This is a genomic window from Streptomyces asoensis (genome assembly GCF_013085465.1).
Lineage (GTDB): Bacteria > Actinomycetota > Actinomycetes > Streptomycetales > Streptomycetaceae > Streptomyces > Streptomyces cacaoi_A.
In genome coordinates this window covers 3,404,255-3,424,146 of the sequence record NZ_CP049838.1, presented here as the reverse complement: position 1 = coordinate 3,424,146, position 19,892 = coordinate 3,404,255, and the positions used below count along the sequence as shown (strand labels likewise).

11 protein-coding genes, 3 tRNA genes and 1 pseudogene are annotated in these 19,892 nt (G+C 71.6%); 9 read left to right on the top strand and 6 right to left on the bottom strand.

The features are described from left to right. Window positions 1-6 precede the first annotated feature (6 nt). Window positions 7-2,379 carry a molybdopterin oxidoreductase family protein gene (locus G9272_RS15330; protein WP_171397103.1) on the bottom strand — a complete coding sequence of 791 codons (2,373 nt, stop codon included), beginning with the start codon at window positions 2,377-2,379 and terminating at the stop codon, window positions 7-9. 193 nt (window positions 2,380-2,572) lie between these two features. Then, on the bottom strand, window positions 2,573-3,250 hold the full coding sequence (locus tag G9272_RS15325; protein ID WP_171397102.1) for a SanA/YdcF family protein: 678 nt from the start codon (window positions 3,248-3,250) through the stop codon (window positions 2,573-2,575). A gap of 190 nt (window positions 3,251-3,440) precedes the next feature. Here G9272_RS15325 and G9272_RS15320 point away from each other — a divergent pair, with 190 nt between their 5' ends. From G9272_RS15320 to G9272_RS15300, 5 genes and pseudogenes are all read left to right on the top strand, one after another. Beyond that, window positions 3,441-4,355, top strand: a complete 915-nt coding sequence (locus G9272_RS15320) for a sirohydrochlorin chelatase (protein ID WP_253267812.1) — start codon at window positions 3,441-3,443, stop codon at window positions 4,353-4,355. 100 nt (window positions 4,356-4,455) lie between these two features. Beyond that, entirely contained in the window at window positions 4,456-5,739 is a 1,284-nt protein-coding gene (locus tag G9272_RS15315) for a deoxyguanosinetriphosphate triphosphohydrolase (protein WP_171397101.1), read from the top strand. Between the two features lie 167 nt (window positions 5,740-5,906). Beyond that, complete coding sequence (locus G9272_RS15310; protein WP_171397100.1) at window positions 5,907-7,172, top strand: NAD(P)/FAD-dependent oxidoreductase; 1,266 nt, start codon at window positions 5,907-5,909, stop codon at window positions 7,170-7,172. A 158-nt stretch (window positions 7,173-7,330) separates the two neighbouring features. After that, window positions 7,331-9,226 carry a DNA primase gene (gene dnaG, locus G9272_RS15305; protein ID WP_171397099.1) on the top strand — a complete coding sequence of 632 codons (1,896 nt, stop codon included), beginning with the start codon at window positions 7,331-7,333 and terminating at the stop codon, window positions 9,224-9,226. A gap of 103 nt (window positions 9,227-9,329) precedes the next feature. Further along, window positions 9,330-10,654 (top strand): annotated as a pseudogene (locus G9272_RS15300) (RNA polymerase sigma factor). A 95-nt stretch (window positions 10,655-10,749) separates the two neighbouring features. Here the strand turns inward: G9272_RS15300 and G9272_RS15295 are convergent. The 4 genes from G9272_RS15295 to G9272_RS15280 form a co-directional block, all read right to left on the bottom strand. Further along, complete coding sequence (locus G9272_RS15295; RefSeq protein ID WP_171397098.1) at window positions 10,750-12,678, bottom strand: ABC transporter ATP-binding protein; 1,929 nt, start codon at window positions 12,676-12,678, stop codon at window positions 10,750-10,752. Beyond that, window positions 12,678-14,411 (bottom strand): ABC transporter ATP-binding protein, encoded by a 1,734-nt coding sequence (locus tag G9272_RS15290; protein WP_171397097.1) that lies wholly within the window; start codon window positions 14,409-14,411, stop codon window positions 12,678-12,680. Before G9272_RS15290 ends, G9272_RS15295 begins: the two co-directional genes overlap by 1 nt. A 213-nt stretch (window positions 14,412-14,624) precedes the next feature. Next, window positions 14,625-16,082: a xylulokinase gene (locus tag G9272_RS15285; RefSeq protein WP_171397096.1), complete on the bottom strand. Its 1,458-nt coding sequence runs from the start codon at window positions 16,080-16,082 to the stop codon at window positions 14,625-14,627. A 169-nt stretch (window positions 16,083-16,251) separates the two neighbouring features. Next, window positions 16,252-16,557: a YtxH domain-containing protein gene (locus tag G9272_RS15280; RefSeq protein WP_171397095.1), complete on the bottom strand. Its 306-nt coding sequence runs from the start codon at window positions 16,555-16,557 to the stop codon at window positions 16,252-16,254. Between the two features lie 158 nt (window positions 16,558-16,715). Here G9272_RS15280 and G9272_RS15275 point away from each other — a divergent pair. The 4 genes from G9272_RS15275 to G9272_RS15260 all read left to right on the top strand — a co-directional run bounded on the left by G9272_RS15275 (window position 16,716) and on the right by G9272_RS15260 (window position 19,891). Further along, window positions 16,716-16,788, top strand: a tRNA-Asn gene (locus G9272_RS15275). A gap of 5 nt (window positions 16,789-16,793) precedes the next feature. After that, a tRNA-Asn gene (locus G9272_RS15270) sits at window positions 16,794-16,866 on the top strand. A gap of 169 nt (window positions 16,867-17,035) precedes the next feature. Then, window positions 17,036-17,109: transfer RNA gene (locus G9272_RS15265), tRNA-Ile, on the top strand. 835 nt (window positions 17,110-17,944) lie between these two features. Continuing rightward, the gene (locus G9272_RS15260) at window positions 17,945-19,891 is read left to right on the top strand and encodes a dynamin family protein (protein WP_171397094.1); all 1,947 of its coding nucleotides are present in this window, start codon (window positions 17,945-17,947) and stop codon (window positions 19,889-19,891) included. Window position 19,892 lies beyond the last annotated feature (1 nt).

Below are 19,892 nucleotides of genomic sequence, written 5' to 3'. Positions count from 1 at the left end.
GGCCTGTTACTCGGCGATCTCCACCCGCACCGCGCACACCTTGAACTCCGGCATGCGTGAGGTGGGGTCCAGCGCCGGGTTGGTCAGCGTGTTGACGCGGCCCTCGCCCGGCCAGTGGAACGGCATGAAGACGGTGTCGGGGCGGATCCCGGTGGTGATCCGGGCCGGGGCCACCGCTCGTCCGCGTCGCGACACCACGGACAGCGGGTCGCCCTCGGCCGCTCCGATCCGCGCCGCCAGCCGGGGGTGCAGCTCCACGAACGGGCCGGGCGCGGCGGCGTTCAGCTCGTCCACGCGGCGGGTCTGGGCGCCGGACTGGTACTGCGCCACGACCCGCCCGGTGGTGAGCAGGACGGGGTAGTCGTCGTCGGGTTCCTCGGCGTTGGGCCGGTGCGAGACCGGCACGAAGCGCGCCCGCCCGTCCTCCGTGGCGAACCGCTCGAGAAAGAGCCGAGGCGTACCGGCCACCCGCCGATGCCCCGGCTCGTCTCCTTCGTCCCGCGCTTCGCCGTTGGCCGCCGCGCCACCCTCGTCCCGCGCTTCGCCGTTGGCCGCCGCGCCACCCTCGTCCCGCGCTTCGCCGTTGGCCGCCGCGCCACCCTCGGCGCCCGCTTCGCCGTTGGCCGCCGCGCCACCCTCGGCGCCCGCTTCGCCGTTGGCCGCCGCGCCACCCTCGGCGCCCGCTTCGCCGTTGGCCGCCGCGCCACCCTCGGCGCCCGCTTCGCCGTTGGCCGCCGCGCCACCCTCGGCGCCCGCCTCGCCCTCTGTCTCCGCCGGGCAGGGCCAGAACACCCCGGCCCCGTTCTCCTCCGTCAGTCGCGCGTAGGTGATGCCGGAGTAGTCCGCGACGCCGCCCGCGCTGGCCCGTCGGAGTTCCTCGAAGACCTCCTCGGGGTCGGTCGGGAAGCCCTTCTCGACGCCCAGCCGTGCCGCCAGCTCGTGCAGGACCTCCAGGTCGCTCCGTACCCCCTCCGGGGCGGTGATCGCCTGGCGTCGCAGCAGCACCCGTCCCTCCAGGCTGGTCGTCGTCCCCGTCTCCTCCGCCCACTGGGTGACCGGCAGGACGACGTCCGCGAGGGCCGCCGTCTCCGAGAGGACGACATCGCAGACGGCGAGGAACTCGAGGGACTTGATGCGCTCCTCGATGTGCGCGGCGCGCGGCGCCGACACCACCGGGTTCGACCCCATCAGCAGCAGCGACCGGACGTCGGACCCCAGGGCGTCGAGCAGTTCGTACGCGCTGCGCCCGGGCCCGGGCAGCGAGTCCGGGTCCACGCCCCACACCTCGGCGACGTGCCGTCGGGCGGCCGGGTCGTCCAGCTTGCGGTAGCCGGGCAGCTGGTCGGCCTTCTGGCCGTGCTCGCGCCCGCCCTGCCCGTTGCCCTGCCCGGTCAGACAGCCGTAGCCGCTGAGCGGCCGCCCGGCCCGCCCCGTCGCCAGGCAGAGGTTGATCCACGCGCCGACCGTGTCGGTGCCCTTGGAGTGCTGCTCGGGCCCGCGCGCGGTGAGCACCATCGCGGCCTCGGGTTCGCAGAACAGCCTTACGGTCTCCCGGAGTTGAGGAACGGACACCCCCGTGATCCGCTCCACGTACTCCGGCCAGTGAGCCATGGCGGCCGCCCGCGCGTCCTCCCAGCCGGTGGTCCGCTCCCGCACGTACTCCTCGTCGACCCGCCCCTCGGCGACGATCAGGTGCAGCAGACCCAGCGCCAGCGCGAGATCCGTTCCCGGCCGGGGCGCGAGGTGCAGGTCGGCCTGCTCGGCGGTCTTCGTGCGGCGCGGGTCGATCACGATCAGTGTGCCGCCGTTCTCCCGCAGCTCGTTGAAGAACCGCAGAGCGGGCGGCATGGTCTCCGCGAGGTTGGATCCGACCAGGATCACGCACCCCGTCCTCGGGATGTCCTCCAGCGGGAAGGGGAGCCCCCGGTCGAGCCCGAACGCCTTGATGCCGGCCGCCGCCGCCGACGACATGCAGAAGCGGCCGTTGTAGTCGATCTGCGAGGTGCCGAGCACGACCCGCGCGAACTTGCCGAGCGTGTACGCCTTCTCGTTCGTCAGCCCGCCCCCGCCGAAGACACCGAGCGCGTCGGCCCCGTGCTCGGACCGCACCCTGCCGAACTCCCCGGCGATCCGGTCCAGCGCCTCCTCCCACGTGGCCGGCACGAGCGAACCGCCGGACCGCACCAACGGGGAGGTCAGCCGCACCCGGGAGGAGAGCACCGCGGGCGCCGTACGGCCCTTGCCGCACAGCGCGCCCCGGTTCACCGGGAAGTCAGGGCGCTCGACCACCTCGACGCCCCCCGTGGGCAGGGGCGACAGGGCCATCCCGCACTGCAAGGCGCAGTACGGGCAGTGGGTGGGCGTCGAAGTGGTCGGCATACGCTCCAGCGTGCTTCGGCCGTGTTACGCGCCGTGCGGTCTCCTGTTACGGCGATGTGGTGGTGCCCTCCTCGCCGGACCGGGCCCACCGTGAGGCGCCCGCCGGACCGGGCCCACCGTGAGGCGCCCGCCGGGGCGGGACCGCCGCACCCGCCGCCGCATCCGCAGCCTCACCTGTCGCCGCCCCGTCGCCTCACCGGTCGTCGGCGAGGGCCCTCGTCACTCCTGGTTCCTTCGGCCCGAGGAACCTGGGGTCCGGCTCGAACACCGCGTCCAGGGCCGCCTTGCCGGCCGCGAGAACCTCCCGGGCGCCCCCGTAGTACCAGGTCACGTCGTGCTTGGCGGCGACCCCGACCCCGTACGAGTCCACCCCCGCCGCCTCGCACAGGGCGACGGCCCGCCGGATGTGGAAGTCCTGGCTGATCAGCACGGCCTTGTCGACGCCGAAGATCTTCTTGGCGCGGACGCAGGAGTCCCAGGTGTCGAAACCGGCGTAGTCGCTGACGATCCGCGCGCCGGGCACCCCGTGCCCGGTCAGATAGGTGCGCATGGCGTCGGGCTCGTCGTAGTCCTCGCGACTGTTGTCCCCCGTCACGAGCACGACCTCGATACGGCCCTCCCGGTACAGTCTCGCCGCCGCGTCCAGCCGGTGCGCGAGATACGGCGAGGGCTCGCCGTCCCACAGACCGGCGCCGAACACGACGGCGACCTCGGTGCGCGGCGCGTCGGCGGTCGTACCGAGCCGGTCGGCCGTGGACACGTACAGCCAGGTGGCCGGCAGCAGCGCGAGCACGCACCCGGCCATCACGGCCTGCACCAGCCGCCGCCGACCGGCTCGAGTGCGCGGCAGCCGCGGTCGACGGATGTCCATATGGTGTTCCCCCCAGGTCGAACAGGTCGAAAGCCCCTTCGGCCCGGGAAGACGCAGCCGACGGTGATCCGGTTCGCCCCCGTGCCGCGCGCCACATCTCACACCGCCCCCGGGCCCGGCGTGAACGACCCGAAAACACTCGTGACGGTCAGGCAACGGGGGTGCAACCTCGTGCCGTCAGGATCTGTTCATGAAGGCGTCGCCCGCTCAGTACGACGAGTCCGAAGTCCACGACGAGTCCGAAGTCCACGACGAGTCCGAAGTCCACCTCGACAGTACGGCGCACATCATGAACCGGATCAGCTCCCAGCTCGCCAGCCAGCTCAGCCTCGTCCAGCTCGACGGCCGCCGGCGTCCCGGCCCGCCCGCGCTGGTCGTCGTCGCCCACGGCAGCCGCGACCCGCGCGCCCTGAGCACCGTCCGCACGCTCCTGGACCGCGTCCGCGAGCAGCGCCCCGGTCTGCCGGTGCACCTCGGCCACATCGAGCTCAACGAGCCGCTGCTGACGGACACCCTCGCCGACCTCGACGCCCAGGGCACGACGGACGCCGTCCTGGTCCCGCTCCTCCTGGCCCGCGGCTACCACGTCAAGCGGGACATCCCCGAGATGGCCGCGAAGGCGCGGGTGCACACGCGCGTGGCCGCACCGCTCGGCCCGCACCCGTTCCTCGTGGAGACCCTGTACACCCGCCTGGTGGAGGCGGGCTGGCGCACGGACCTGACGCAGGAGGAACGCCGCACGAGTGCGGTCGTCCTCGCGGCGGCGGGCTCCCGCGACCCCGACTCGGCCCTCGACACCCGCCGTACGGCCCGTCTGCTGGCCCGCCGACTGGGCGTCCCGGTGGTCCCCGCGTACGCCTCCACGGCGACCCCGACCGTCCCCACGGCGGTGCGGGCCCTGGCCGCGCGAGGCCGCGATCGGGTGGCGGTCGCCTCCTACTTCACGGCCCCCGGCCGCTTCGCGACCGAGTCCGCGCAGGCGGCCCCCTGGATCGCGTCCGCCCCGCTGGGCACCCACCCGGCGATGGCGAGCCTGCTCCTGCACCGCTACGACCAGGCATGGGCGACCCCGGCGAGCACGGCCCCCGAACTGGCGTCGGCCTGAGACCCGCGGGGCGGCCCGTACCCGCCGACGCGCCGGACCCGAAGGCCGGGCAGGCGCCCGGTACCACCCGATTGTCACCCCCGCCGCTTACTGTCGAGACATGGAAGGCACCGCACACCTCGACACCGCCTATGACCCGACGTCAGTCGCCCGCTGGGCCCCCGAGCCGGACAAACGCCCCGGCCGGACCGCCTTCCAACGTGACCGCGCCCGCGTCCTGCACTCCTCGGCCCTGAGAAGGCTCTCCGGCAAGACCCAGGTGGTCACGCCGGGCACCCGCACCGACGCCTGGGACGCCACTCCCCGTACCCGCCTCACCCACTCCCTCGAGTGCGCCCAGGTGGGCCGTGAGCTCGGCGCCGCCCTCGGCTGCGACCCCGACCTGGTCGAGGCGGCCTGTCTCTCCCACGACCTGGGACACCCCCCGTTCGGTCACAACGGCGAACAGGCACTGAACGAGTTCGCGCGCGACTGCGGCGGCTTCGAGGGCAACGCCCAGTCGCTGAGGCTCCTCACCCGCATCGAACCCAAACGCTTCACCGCCGAAGGCCCGGTGGGCCTCAACCTCACCCGGGCCACCCTCGACGCCGCGACCAAGTACCCCTGGCCCAGGGGCGCCCGTCCCACCGACCCGGCGTCCCCCAAGTTCGGCGTCTACGAGGACGACAGGCCCGTCTTCGACTGGGTCCGCGAAACGGCGCCCGGTACCCGTACGTGCTTCGAGGCACAGGTCATGGACTGGGCCGACGACGTGGCGTACTCGGTGCACGACGTGGAGGACGGCCTGCACGCGGGGCACATCGACCCCAACTGCCTGCACGCCGAACCGGAGCGCCAGGAGATCTTCCGGGTCGCCGTCGGCCGCTACGTCCCCGCGGGTACCGATCCGGCCGAACTCGCCGCCGCCCTCGACCGCCTCCAGGACCAGGACTGGTGGCCGCACGGCTACGACGGCACGGCGGCCGCCCAGGCCCGCCTGAAGGACGCCACCAGCCAGCTCATCGGCCGCTTCTGCCTGGCCGCCGAGGGCGCCACGCGCGCGCGGTACGGTACCGGGAGTCTCACCCGTTACGGCGCCGAGCTCGTCGTACCCGAAGAGGCGCGGCTGGAGTGCGCGGTCCTCAAGGCGGTCGCCGACCGGTACGTCATGCAGCGCGCCGAACAGGAAGTCCTGCGCGCCGACCAGCGCATCGTCATCAGCGAGCTCGCCGAGGCGCTCACCGCCCGCGCCCCCGACGGCCTCGACCCCCAGTTCCGCGCCCTGTTCGACCAGGCGCCCGACGACCGCGCCCGCAAGCGGGTCGTCGTCGACCAGATCGGCTCTCTGACCGACGCCTCGGCCCGCTCGCTTCACAGCCGTCTGACGGGGCGGCCGAGATCCTGACAAGTGCGGACCGGGTGCGCCCGAACGGGCCCGGAACGTGACCCGACGTGCCCTGATCGGGCACGTCCCCCTTCCCCCATCACGCTGCGTGCGGGACGCTCGCATGTGGCGGTTCGCACAGTGTTATCTGGGGGACCACCCCCCAGACCCCCGGTAGGAGGCATCACGTGGTCGACGCGGATCAGACATTTGTCATCGTCGGAGGAGGCCTGGCCGGCGCCAAGGCGGCCGAGACGCTGAGGGCGGAGGGCTTCACCGGCCGCGTGATACTGATCTGCGACGAACGCGACCACCCCTACGAGCGGCCGCCGCTCTCCAAGGGCTTCCTGCTCGGCAAGGAGACGCGGGAGAGCGTCTTCGTGCACGAGCCCGCCTGGTACGCGCAGAACGACATCGAGCTGCACCTCGGCCAGACCGTCGACGCGATCGACCGCACCGCGAAGACGGTCCGCTTCGGTGACGACGGCACGCTCGTCCACTACGACAAGCTGCTCCTCGTCACCGGCGCGGAGCCCCGCCGGCTGGACATCCCCGGCACCGACCTCGCGGGCGTGCACCATCTGCGCCGGCTCGCGCACGCCGAGCGCCTCAAGGGCGTCCTGGCCGCCCTCGGCCGTGACAACGGCCACATCGTGATCGCCGGCGGCGGCTGGATCGGCCTGGAGATCGCGGCGGCGGCCCGCGAGTACGGCGCCGAGGTCACCGTCGTCGAACCGGAGCCCACCCCGCTGCACGGCGTCCTCGGCCCGGAGCTCGGGAGCGTCTTCGCCGACCTGCACCGCGAGCACGGCGTCCGTTTCCACTTCGGCGCCCGGCTCACCGAGATCGTCGGCCAGGACGGCATGGTTCTCGCCGTCCGCACCGACGACGGCGAGGAGCACCCGGCGCACGACGTCCTCGCGGCGATCGGCGCGGCCCCCCGCACGAGCCTCGCGGAGGCGGCGGGCCTCACCCTCGCCGACCGCGCGCACGGCGGCGGGATCGCGGTCGACGCCCGGCTGCGCACCTCCGACCCCGACATCTACGCGGCCGGCGACGTCGCGTCCTTCCCGCACGGCCTCTTCGACACCCGGCTGCGCGTCGAGCACTGGGCCAACGCCCTGAACGGCGGCCCGGCGGCCGCCCGCGCGATGCTCGGCCAGGACGTCACCTACGACCGCGTGCCCTACTTCTTCTCCGACCAGTACGACCTGGGCATGGAGTACAGCGGCTGGGCCCCGCCGGGAACGTACGACGAGGTGGTGATCCGCGGCGACGCGGGCAAGCGGGAGTTCGTCGCGTTCTGGCTGAAGGAGGGCCGCGTCCTCGCCGGGATGAACGTGAACGTGTGGGACGTCACAGAGCCCATCCAGAAGCTGATCCGCTCGCGCGAGCGGATCGACCCGGAGGCCCTGGCGGACCCCCGGGTGCCGCTGGACGGCCTCGGCGCCTAGACGGGGTTCCGGTCGTCCGCGGGGCTGTGGGCCGGCGGCCGCGGGGCGTGTGCGGCCGGTCGCGCCCCCGCGGGCGAGCCGCACAGGTCACCGCCCCTCGCACCCCAAGGGCACCACGGCCCGCCGGAGATGTCGGCGCGCCCCCGTAGAATCACCTCGTGGCAGGACGGATCAACGACGAGGACGTGAAGGCGGTACGGGACGCGGTCCCGATCGACGCCGTGGTGTCCGAGTACCTCCAGCTGCGCAACGCGGGCGGCGGCAACCTCAAGGGCCTCTGCCCGTTCCACGACGAGAAGTCGCCGTCCTTCCAGGTCAGCCCGAGCAAGGGACTCTTCCACTGCTTCGGCTGCCAGGAGGGCGGCGACACCATCACGTTCGTGATGAAGGTCGACCACCTCACCTTCTCCGAGGTGGTCGAGCGGCTCGCCGCCCAGGCCGGCATCACCCTGCGCTACGAGGAGGGCGGCTACAACCCCGCCCACCAGCGCGGCGAACGCATCCGGCTGGTCGAGGCGCACAAGGTCGCCGCCGAGTGGTACGCGGAACAGCTCGCCACCGGCCCCGAGGCCGACACCGGCCGGATCTTCCTCGCCGAGCGCGGCTTCGACCAGGCCGCGGCCGTCCACTTCGGCGTCGGCTACAGCCCCCAGGGCTGGGACCACCTCACCCGCTTCCTGCGCGGCAAGGGCTTCACCGACAAGGAGCTGATCCTCTCCGGGCTGTCCCAGGAGGGGCGCCGCGGGCCCATCGACCGCTTCCGGGGCCGCCTGATGTGGCCCATCCGCGACATCGGCGGAGAGGTCGTCGGCTTCGGCGCGCGCAAGCTCTACGAGACCGACAACGGGCCCAAGTACCTCAACACGCCCGACACGGCGATCTACAAGAAGTCCCAGGTCCTCTACGGCATCGACCTCGCGAAGAAGGACATCGCCAAGGCCAGCCGCGCGGTCGTCGTCGAGGGCTACACCGACGTCATGGCCTGCCACCTGGCCGGCGTCACCACTGCCATCGCGACCTGCGGCACGGCCTTCGGCGGCGACCACATCAAGATCCTCCGTCGGCTCCTCATGGACAACGGCAGCGCCCGCGTCATCTTCACCTTCGACGGCGACGCGGCCGGCCAGAAGGCGGCCCTGCGCGCCTTCGAGGACGACCAGAAGTTCGCCGCCGAGACGTACATCGCCATCGCGCCGGACAACATGGACCCCTGCGACCTGCGCCTGGCGAAGGGCGACGAGGCGGTCGCCGACCTGGTCGAACCACGCACGCCGCTCTTCGAGTTCGCGCTCCGCCAGATCGTCGTCCGCTACGACCTCGACACCCCGGCGGGCCGCGCCGCCGCCCTCGACGAGGCCGCGCCCATCGTCGCCCGCATCAAGAACAGCGGCGCCCAGCACGAGGTCGCCGTCCAGCTGGCCGGCATGCTCGGCATCCTGGACACCCAGTTCGTCGTCAAGAGGGTTGCCCAGCTGGCCCGTTGGGCCCGCGACCGGGGCGGCAAGGGTCCGGCGCCGGCCCGTGGCCCCCAGCCGTACGAGTCCGCCTCCCGGCCCACCGCGGGCGGCCCCGCCCTCAATCTCCGCAACGCCGTCTACGCCACCGAACGCGAGCTGCTGAAGCTCGCCCTCCAGCGCCCCGAACTGGTCTCCCCGGCCTTCGACGCGTACGGGATCGACGAGTTCACCGCCGCCCCCTACGCCGCCGTACGCCAGGCGATCCAGGACGCGGGCGGCGCCGAGTACGGCATCAAGGACGGGCAGGAGTACCTCGTCCGGGTCCGGGAGGCCGCGCCCGACGACGCGGTCCGCGCGATGGTGACGGAGCTCGCGGTCGAGGCGATCATGCGCCGCACGGTCGACGAGAACTACGCGGGGGAGCAGTTGGTGACGGTCCGCCGCAGGGCCGTGACCCGCAGGCTCACCGATCTCCAGGGCACGCTGACCCGTCTCGGCCACACGGACCCGGCCCAGTCGGCCGCCGTCCAGAACGAGATGATGATCCTGACCAGGTACGACAGGGCGTTGCAGCACGAAGGCCCGTCCGCTCTCTGAGCCGCCGTCCGCGGCAGGGTAACCACGCGGTCACGCACCGGACTCAAAAAGTCGCCGCACGCCCCTCGTGGCGGCTGTGTGTCGTACTCCACACTGGGGTGCGGTGCCTGAGTCCTCGGAGCGCGGCCGATCCCGGACGGACGCGGCGTGGCCGCCGACTCCGCCCCCGAAGTACCGCTGCTGCTCACCTCAGCAGCGATCATCCTGGAGGTCGCCCCCGTGCAGACCCAGACCCTGACCCAGACCGTCAGCACTGCCGAGAGTACGGCCGGTACCACCGGTGCCGGCGCGGCCGACGGCACGGAACCGGACGCCGAGACGGACGTCCTGGCCGCCGTCCCGCCGCAGAACCGTGCCGCGCACCACCCCGAGACCCACCCCGAACCCCACCCGGAAGCGCACCCGGAGACGCAGGTCGAGCCCGAGCCCGAGCCGCCCGCCGAGGCTCTGGAGGAAGCTCCCGAGGACGCCCCCGAGCCCGTTCTGCCGCCCCGCGCCCGGGCCACCGACAGCGGCAGCCCCTCCTCGGACCTGTTCCGGCAGTACCTGCGGGAGATCGGCCGCATCCCCCTGCTCACCGCGGCCGAGGAGGTCGAGCTGGCCCGGTGCGTGGAGGCCGGCCTGTTCGCCGAGGAGAAGCTGAGCGGCGCGACCGACCTGGAAGGTCAACTGGCCCTCGACCTCGACCGGTTGGTCGTCATGGGCCGCATGGCCAAGCGCCGGCTGATCGAGGCCAACCTGCGGCTCGTGGTCTCCGTCGCCAAGCGGTACGTCGGGCGCGGGCTCACCATGCTCGACCTCGTCCAGGAGGGCAACCTCGGTCTGATCCGGGCGGTCGAGAAGTTCGACTACGCCCGCGGCTACAAGTTCTCCACGTACGCGACCTGGTGGATCCGCCAGGCCATGTCCCGAGCGCTGGCCGACCAGGCCCGCACCATCCGTGTCCCGGTCCATGTCGTCGAGCTCATCAACCGGGTCGTCCGCGTCCAGCGCCGGATGCTCCAGGAGCGCGGCTACGAGCCGACCCCGGAAGAGGTCGCCGCCCAGCTCGACCTCCTGCCGGAACGCGTCGGCGAGGTCCTGCGGCTGGCCCAGGAGCCGGTCTCGCTGCACGCCCCGGTGGGCGAGGAGGACGACGTGGCCCTCGGCGACCTCATCGAGGACGGCGACGCGGCCAGCCCCGTCGAGTCGGCGGCCTTCCTGCTGCTGCGCGAGCACCTGGAAGCCGTGCTCTCCACCCTCGGCGAACGCGAGCGGAAGGTCGTCCAACTGCGCTACGGGCTGGCGGACGGCCGGCCGCGCACGCTGGAGGAGATCGGCCGCATCTTCGGCGTGACGCGCGAGCGGATCCGGCAGATCGAGTCGAAGACCCTCAACAAACTCCGCGACCACGCCTTCGCGGACCAGCTGAGGGGCTATCTCGACTGAGCGGAGCCGCTCGCCGTCACCCCGGTGCGAGCGGCCCCCGAACAGTCCCGGAGACGCCCCGGAGACCTCCCTGAGACGCCTCCGGGAAGGGACCGTCAGTCGACCTCGGCCAGTGCCTGCGCGAACTGTGCCTTGTACAGCCGCGCGTAGGCCCCGTCCGCCGCCAGCAGGTCGGTGTGCGCGCCCTGCTCGACGATCGAGCCGTTCTCCATCACCAGGATCGTGTCGGCGTCCCGGATGGTCGACAGCCGGTGCGCGATGACGAACGACGTACGCCCGTGCGCCAGCTTGGCCATCGCCTTCTGGATCAGCACCTCGGTGCGGGTGTCGACGGAGCTGGTGGCCTCGTCGAGCACCAGGATCGTCGGGTCGGACAGGAACGCCCGCGCGATGGTGATCAGCTGCTTCTCACCGGCGCTGACCCCGCTGCCCTCGTCGTCGATCACGGTGTCGTAGCCGTCGGGAAGGGTACGGACGAACCGGTCGGCGTGCGCGGCCCGCGCCGCCTCCTCGATCTCGCCGCGGGTGACCTCACCCGACGCCCCGTACGCGATGTTCTCCGCGATGGTGCCGCCGAACAGCCAGGTGTCCTGGAGCACCATGCCGATGCCGGCGCGCAGTTCGTCGCGGGACATCCGCGCTATGTCTACGCCGTCGAGGGTGATCCGCCCGCCGGAGACGTCGTAGAACCGCATGAGCAGGTTCACGAGCGTCGTCTTGCCGGCGCCCGTCGGGCCGACGATGGCGACCGTGTGGCCGGGCTCCACCGTCAGGGACAGGTCCTCGATCAGCGGCTTCTCCGGGTCGTACCGGAAGGACACGCCCTCCAGCGCCACCCGCCCGCGCAGCTCCGCGGGCTGCTCGGCCGCCACCGGGTCCGCCTCCTGCTCCTCCGCGTCCAGGAGTTCGAAGACCCGCTCGGCCGAGGCGACGCCGGACTGCACCAGGTTCGCCATCGACGCGACCTGCGTCAGCGGCATCGAGAACTGGCGCGAGTACTGGATGAACGCCTGCACGTCACCGATGGACAGGGAACCCGACGCGACGCGCAGCCCGCCGACCACCGCGACCAGCACGTAGTTGATGTTCGACACGAACATCATCAGCGGCTGCATGACCCCGCTGTTGAACTGCGCCTTGAACCCGGCCTCGTACAGCGCGTCGTTCTGCTCGGCGAACTGCCGCGCCGACTCCTGCTGGCGGCCGAACACCTTCACCAGCGTGTGGCCGGTGTACATCTCCTCGATGTGGGCGTTGAGCTTGCCGGTGGTGCGCCACTGCTGCACGAAGTGCGGCTGCGACCGCTTGCCCACGCGGGTGGCGACGACGAACGACAGCGGCACGGTCACCAGCGCGACCAGCGCCAGGATCCACGACACCCAGAACATCATCGCCAGCACACCGATGACGGTCAGCAGCGAGTTGATCAGCTGGCCCATCGACTGCTGGAGCGTCTGCCCGATGTTGTCGATGTCGTTGGTGGCGCGGGACAGCACCTCGCCGCGCTGACGCTTGTCGAAGTACGACAGCGGCAGCCGGGACAGCTTCGTCTGCACGTCCTCGCGCATCCGGAACATGGTGCGGTTGACGGACTTGTTGACCAGCCGCGTCGCCACCGCCATCAGCAGACCGGCGACCAGGAAGACCCCGAGCGCGAACAGCAGGATCTCGCCGACCGAGCCGAAGTCGATGCCCTTGCCGGGCGTGAAGTCGGTGCTCCTGAGCATGTCGGCGACGCTGCCCTCGCCGCGCTCCCGCATCGAGTCGAGGACCTGCTCCTTGCTCGACCCGGCCGGCATCTGCCGTCCGACGATGCCCGCGAAGACCAGGTCGGTGGCCTTGCCGAGGATCTTCGGCCCGACCACGCTGAGGCCGACGCTCAGCGTCACGCAGGCCAGCATGGCGTAGAGGGTGAACCGCTCCGGCTTGAACTGGGCGAGCAGCCGCCTGCCGGACACCTTGAAGTCCAGCGAGTGGTTGTCGGGACCGGTGCCGGCCATCATGCGTCCCATGGGCCCGGCCATCAGGCAGCCTCCGCTTCCGTGAGCTGGGAGAGCACGATCTCCCGGTAGGTCTCGTTGTCCGCCATCAGCTCGCGGTGGGTACCCGTGCCGACGACCAGACCCTCGTCGAGGACGATGATCCGGTCGGCCTCGCGGATGGTGGCCACCCGCTGGGCGACGATCACCACGGTCGCCTCGGCGGTCTCCCGTCCGAGAGCCGCCCGCAGTGCCGCGTCGGTGGCGTAGTCGAGTGCGGAGAAGGAGTCGTCGAAGAGGTAGATCTCCGGCCGCTGCACGAGCGTCCGGGCGATCGCGAGCCGCTGCCGCTGACCACCGGAGACATTCGTCCCGCCCTGCGCGATGGGGGAGTCGAGCCCGTTCTCCAGTTTGCTCACGAAGTCCTTGGCCTGCGCCACCTCCAGCGCGTGCCACAGCTCCTCGTCGGTGGCGTCCGGATTGCCGTAGCGCAGGTTGGTGGCGACCGTGCCCGCGAACAGGTACGGCCTCTGCGGTACGAGACCGACGGTCTTCGCCAGCAGCACCGGGTCGACCTCGGCGACGGCCACCCCGTCGACGAGCACCTCGCCCTCGGTGGCGTCGAACAGCCGGGGCACCAGCCCGAGCAGCGTGGACTTGCCGCTGCCGGTCGAGCCGATCACGGCCGTCGTCTCGCCCGGCCGCGCCACGAGCTCGATGGACTTCAGGACGGGCTCCTCGGCGCCGGGGTAACGGAACCCGGCCCCCCGGATCTCCAGATGCCCGTGCCGGCGCAGCTCGGTGACGGGCGCCACCGGTGGAACCACCGACGACGAGGTGTCCAGCACCTCCTGAATGCGCTCGGCACACACCTCCGCGCGCGGCACCATCATGAACATGAAGGTGGCCATCATCACGGACATGACGATCTGCATGAGGTAGGCGAGGAAGGCGGTCAGATCACCGATCTGCATCCCGCCGCTGTCGATCCGATGGGCACCGAACCACACCACGGCGATCGACGACAGGTTCACCGTGGTCATGACCACCGGGAACATCAGCGCGAGCAGGTTGCCGCTCTTCAGCGAGACGTCGGTGAGGTCGGCGTTGGCCTTGCGGAACCGCTGCTGTTCGAACTCGTCCCGGACGAAGGCGCGGATCACCCGGTTGCCGGTGATCTGCTCACGCAGCACCCGGTTCACGGTGTCCAGCTTCACCTGCATGGACCGGAACAGCGGCCGCAGCCGGCGCACGATCAGCGTCACGCAGATGCCCAGCACCGGCACCACGGCGACGAGCACCGCGGACAGCGGCACGTCCAGGCCGAGCGCCAGCACGACCCCGCCCACGCACATGATGGGCGCCGACACCATCAGCGTGAACGTCATCAGGGCCAGCATCTGGATCTGCTGGACGTCGTTCGTCGTCCGAGTGATCAGCGAGGGGGCGCCGAACTGGCCGACCTCGCGGGCGGAGAAGGACTGCACCCGGTCGAAGACGGCCGCCCGCACGTCCCGGCCGAGCGCGGAAGCGGTTCTGGCGCCGTAGTACACGGCGCCGATGTTGCACACGACCTGCGCCAGCGAGATGCCGATCATCACGCCGCCGAAGGACAGGATGTATCCGGTGTCTCCCTCGACGACGCCGTTGTCGATGATGTGCGCGTTCAGCGTGGGCAGGTAGAGGGTGGCGCAGGTCTGGAGGAACTGGAGCGCCACGAGCAGGGCGATGGGTTTCTTGTAGGGCCTGAGATAGGTCCGCAGTAGTCGTATGAGCACGCCACGTCTCTCGGAGTCGGCGGGGAGGGACATTGGTTGCCCCTGGCCCCTATCGTCGAACACTCCACCCGCGTTACCTCAACTGATTAAGCTGAGAGCAGTGCTTTTACGGCCGTCTGTGTACGCCCGATGCGCACCTGTACACCCGATGCGCTCCACGCACCCGATACGCCCTGTACGCCCCGTGCGCCCCTGTCCGCGGAACCTTCGCTCCTATCCGCGGAACGCTCCCGGGTGCGTCTGCTCCCGCACCGACACGTACTGCTGCCGCACCGCCTGCCCGACGGCCAGCTCCTCGCCCGGATCCAGGACCTGCGCGGCCGCCCCCTGCCAGGCCGGCGGGGTCCGCGGGTCGAGGGTGCCCTGCGACGCTCCGAGCGCCCACGCGGCCTGCCGGGCCGCCCCGATCGCCGCGTAGTCCGCCGGCTGCGGTACGACGACCTGCGCGCCGAACAGCGCGGGTGCCGCCGCCTGCACGGCCGACAGCTCGGCCGCCGCCCCGAGCAGGAAGATGCGCCGCACCTCCACGCCCCGGCCGCGCAGCACGTCGAGCGCGTCCGCGAGCCCGCACAGCATGCCCTCGAAGGCGGCCCGCGCGAAGTGCTCGGGCTTCATCGACTCGCGGCGCAGGCCCGCCAGCGTCCCGGCCGTGTGCGGCAGGTTGGGCGTCCGCTCGCCCTCCAGATAGGGCAGCATGACCAGCCCGTGCGACCCCGGCGTCGACTTCATCGCCAGGTCCGACAGCGCCTCCAGATCGGGCGCCCCGATCAGCTCGGCGGCCCCGCGCAGGGTCCGTACGGCGTTCAGGGTGGTGACGACCGGCAGGTGCATGCCCGTCGCGTCGGCCAGCGAGGTGATCATCCCGCTCTGGTCGACGAGCGCCTCGTGGTGCACGGCCATCACGGACCCGGAGGCGCCGAGGGAGACGACCGCGTCCCCGTGTCCGATTCCCAGCCCCAGGGCCGCGGCCATGGTCTCGCCGGTCCCGGCGGAGATCAGCAGCCCCTCCGGCGTCGTACCGGCCGCGTCGGACGGTCCGATCACCTCGGGAAGCATGGCCTGGTGACCGAGCGCCAGCTCGACGAGATCTGGCCGATAAGCGCCGGTGGCGGCGGACCAGTACCCGGTCCCGGAGGCCCCGCCGCGATCGGTGGTCCTACGCACGGGCCTCCCGAGGAGCTGCCACACCAGCCAGTCGTGGGCCTGGAGCAGTACGGCGGTCCGGGCGGCGGCGTCCGGTTCGTTCTTCGCCAGCCAGCGCAGCTTGGTCACCGGCTGGGCGGCCTGCGGGACGCATCCCACCGCCTGCGCCCATGCCTCGCGCCCGCCGACCGCGTCGATCAGATCGGCCGCCGCGACCTGCGCCCGCTTGTCCCCGCCGACCATCGCCGGCCGCACGGTGTTGCCCTGCGAGTCCAGCGGCACGACGGCGTTCTGCTGCGAGGACACACCGATGGCCTGCACGCCTTCGAGCAGCCCACCGCCCGCGGCCTCGCCCAGGGACAGCAGCCAGGCCTGCGGATCGACATCGGAGGGCCGCCCTCCCGCACTCTCGGCGCCTTCCATCGGATGCGGCGCATACCCCTGCCGGAGCACGGCTCCGGTGTCCGCGTCGCAGACGACGATACGAGTGAAATCGGGTGAACTGTCCAACCCGGCGACTATCCCCATGACGAAAATTCTGCCGCACGCGCCGCTCGGGTTGGGCCGCGGAGAGCGCCGGGGTGCCCCGCTCCTGCCCAGCGCGGGGCGTTGTCGCTGGTCGAGCCCCCGTGACGGCACCGCATATGTCACATCACCGCGGCGCCGGGACGACCCTCCCGGCGCCTCGAAGGCCCCGCTAGGTGTTGCTGGTGCCCCAGTCGTCCCCACCCGCGCCGTTGCTGTTGCGGTCACGCAGGGACCGCACCCGGCCCGCCACCGATTCGGGCATCCGGTCGCCGACCTTGTCGCTGACCGCGTGGTACGCCTTGCCCGCGTACTGGCGGCCCTGCTGGGCGGCGGTCTCGGCGGTGTTGCGCACGGCGGGGTTCTGGGCGACCTGCCGCGCGGACTTCTTCAACTGCTCGTAGCGCTCGCGCCCGGCACGCGTGCCCAGTACGTACCCCAGTGCCAGCCCGACGACGAACGTGAGCTTGTAGCGCATGACGGCCATCCTCTCCTTGCGTGGTCCCTGGCACGACATGGGCGCCGGGGGGAACCGATTGGCGGAGCACCCCCCTGCTTGCGCTAATGTATGTGTCGCAGCGAGCGAGCGCTTCCTGGCGAATACCCAGGTGAGTACGTTCGATGCAAACGAGGCATTCCCCTGTAGCTCAATTGGCAGAGCAGCCGGCTGTTAACCGGCAGGTTACTGGTTCGAGTCCAGTCGGGGGAGCTCGGTCCTCCGTAGCTCAATTGGCAGAGCAGCCGGCTGTTAACCGGCAGGTTACTGGTTCGAGTCCAGTCGGGGGAGCATCGTGAACGAGGACCCCATGGGGGTCCTTTTTCATGTCGGCGGGAACCGTGCAGGCCAGGGGCGCTGTCCCCATGGTCGTGCAAGGTCCACCAGCCGAAGCGTGAGATCGTATGAGCGGCTATGCTGCGGCAGACGGCGCGCACACATGTACGCGACACGCCGCTATGGGGCGGTAGCTCAGCCGGTTAGAGCAGCGGACTCATAATCCGTCGGCCGTGGGTTCGAGTCCCACCCGCCCCACCTTTCACGTGGTCTGACCTGCGGAAACGTTCATTTTGTCCTGCGGGATCGTCAACTTTGCCTGAACGGATTGAATCCGCTGCTCGTGAGTCCAACCTCGTGGCCGACGCTCGTGTTCGGGCGGCTCTGACCAGCACTGATGTTCCAGTCTGCATGCGGTGAGCTCGCCGCGCATGGCTCCTGTGGCTGGGCGGGGCCTTGATTCGGGACGCTCGCAGGACGCAGGGAAACGGACCGGGCTGTTCCGTCAGCCGTCTAGTCGACGTGCGCCATGGGTGGGTAGGGAAATCGGCGCGGTGAGGCGGCAGGAGGCTGGGCCTGAGCCCTTGGATCACAGAGCCGCTGCTGAGGTCGGCCGGAGGTGCGGGAAACGGCCCAGGGACTTTTTGATGAGTCGCGTGGCGAGGCTCCGAGACGTGGCCACGAGGTGTGACAAGTCGGTGGTCGACTACGGGATCGTCCACCGGTGTCAGTGTTGTGGGCCGGGATGGTTCGGTCCCTCCCGCGCACTCCCCTGGGTGCCAGGAACTGTCCCAAGAGGAAACGGTCCCGGGTGGTCACTCGGCCCTCTCGTGTGGTGCCCCGTGGTTCATGCGGGCAGGGCGTCGGGGCGGTCGAAGACGGGTCTCGTCCAGCCCAGGTGCTCGGGTTACGGACCGCTGGTAGCTGAGTGCGTTCCGATGCTCGGTCACTGTCGATGTGTGACAGTCGGCGGCTTGTCGCCTTCGCGTAGCTGCTCACCACACGCCGGGAATTTCGTCGCGCCGGGAACTGCTGCCGCCGATCCCATCATGTGACGAGGAGCTGACCATTCAGTCGTTCGTACGCTGACGCCGTGACGGAACAGCTGGTAGTGGACGGTGGTCCCGGAGCGGGTTGGACCTCGGTGGTCACCGGGCATCTGCGGTGGATCGAGGGGCTGCTCGACAGTCTCGGTCTTCCGGCCGAACGCTCCGACGAGCTGCGAGCCCGGCTTCTCGCGGTCCGGGCGCGGGCAGCCGACCCGCACTTGCGAGTGGCGGTCTTCGGGGAGACGTCCAGCGGCAAGAGCACGCTGCTCAACGCCTTTTTGCGGCGCCGATTGCTGCCCTCCTCCGCGCTCGTGACGACCCGTACGACCACGGTGCTGGAATACCGCGAGGACACCGAGGGCCTGAGGGTGAGCACCGCGGACGACTTGTTACTGGAGTGGCCGTCCGTGCCGTTCGCCGGGTGGGCGGGGCGGGAGAGAGGGGCGTCGGCTGACACCTTGGAGCAGGCACTGCGGCTGGTCCTGACCACGGCACTGGCGGACGAGGTGGGCAGCCTGCGGGTGCTCTCGCCGGTCCGGCTGCTGGGCGACGGCGTCACGCTGATCGACACCCCGGGGTTCAGCGTCACAGAACGGGGGCACCGGGACCTCGCCGAGGCCGCGGCGCGGCAGGCGGACGTGGCGCTCGTGGTGGTGCCCGCCGTCGCGGCGATGTCGCTGACCCTGGTGGACTTCCTCACCGGGCCGCTGCGCGACCACCACGACCGGTGCGCGTTCGTCATCACCAAGCTCGACCTGCTCGACGATGACGAACGCCCCGAAGCCGTCGAGGTGGTCGAGAGGCGGCTGAGGGAGCTGGGATGCGCGGATCCGCTGCTGCTGCCCTGCTCCCCAGGCAAGGCGCTGGACGAGGTCGCCGCTGTCGGCGTCCGGGAGCCGGGCGGGTCCGGCCATCTCGCGTCGTTCCGCGAGGTGGAGGCGCGCATCGCTCGGCTCGCCGCGGACCGCCGGCGGTCGGCTGTCGCCGCCACGGTGCTCGGGTTGCTCTCGGAGCTGCTGTCGGCGGTGGAGGAGACCGCCGAGGTCAGGCGCGCCGCGCTCAGCCGTGGCGAGCGCGAACTGGCGGCCCTGACACTCCCGGACTTCCCCGCCTTCCTCGATGCCTGGGCCGCGCGCACCCGGGCGCGGGCCGGGACCGAGTTGAACGCCGCCGCCCTGGCCCGGACTTCGGCGCAGTCCCGCGCGACGCTCGAGGTGAAGGTCCAGAACGCGGTGGGGGGCGAAAAGATCAACGACCTGCCCGGTGTCGCGGAGGCGGTGTCCCGGCTGGTCCGGCGCCACCTGCGGCGGGACGCCGAACACGCCGTCCGCACGGCGGCGAAACGGACCGGCGAGGTACTGACCGCCGCCGCCGAGGAACTCGCCCGGGACTTCGCGGCCCAGTACAGCGCACTGACCGACCTGGCCGGCGAGGCTCGGACGGCGCCCCCGGTGCCCCAGGTGGTGTGGCCGGAGCCCCTCGCCCCGGACATGGCCGGCATCGACCGGGGACTCACCGCGATCGGCACCCAGCTGACCACCAGCGGCAACTGGCGCGCCGGTGGGGGCGCGATGGCCGGTGCCCTGGCGGGCAGTCTGGTCGCCCCGGGCATCGGCACCGTCATCGGCGGCGCGCTCGGCGCACTCGTCGGGCGCCGCGGCCCCGACGCGACCCGGGAGCAGTTCCTGTGGCAGGCCCGTCCCATCATCGCCGCCGCGCACGATGAGATCGACACTCTCGCCGCCGCCTGCCTGCCGAGCGTCGCGGAGGGTCTCGGCGACAGCATCGCCGCACTCCGCCGACAGTACGACGACGAGTGGCGCGACGAGATCGCCCGCCTCGCCGCGGCCCATGCCCGGCGGCGGGCCGAACTGGCCGCCGGGATCGCCTACACCGAGAAGACCGCGACGGCCGCCCGGCGACGCCGCGACGAAGTCGCCGCCCTGCGCAGGGAGACCAGCCGGACCGTCCCCGATGTCGAGGAGCCATGAC

What these genes read in the sequence shown, in the direction of transcription:
- G9272_RS15315 (WP_171397101.1), top strand. Translation starts at nt 4,456, where the DNA reads ATGGAAGGCACCGCACACCTCGACACCGCCTATGACCCGACGTCAGTC.
- G9272_RS15320 (WP_253267812.1), top strand. Translation starts at nt 3,441, where the DNA reads ATGAAGGCGTCGCCCGCTCAGTACGACGAGTCCGAAGTCCACGACGAG.
- G9272_RS15330 (WP_171397103.1), bottom strand. Translation starts at nt 2,379, where the DNA reads ATGCCGACCACTTCGACGCCCACCCACTGCCCGTACTGCGCCTTGCAG.
- G9272_RS15295 (WP_171397098.1), bottom strand. Translation starts at nt 12,678, where the DNA reads ATGGCCGGGCCCATGGGACGCATGATGGCCGGCACCGGTCCCGACAAC.
- G9272_RS15325 (WP_171397102.1), bottom strand. Translation starts at nt 3,250, where the DNA reads ATGGACATCCGTCGACCGCGGCTGCCGCGCACTCGAGCCGGTCGGCGG.
- G9272_RS15285 (WP_171397096.1), bottom strand. Translation starts at nt 16,082, where the DNA reads ATGGGGATAGTCGCCGGGTTGGACAGTTCACCCGATTTCACTCGTATC.
- G9272_RS15280 (WP_171397095.1), bottom strand. Translation starts at nt 16,557, where the DNA reads ATGCGCTACAAGCTCACGTTCGTCGTCGGGCTGGCACTGGGGTACGTA.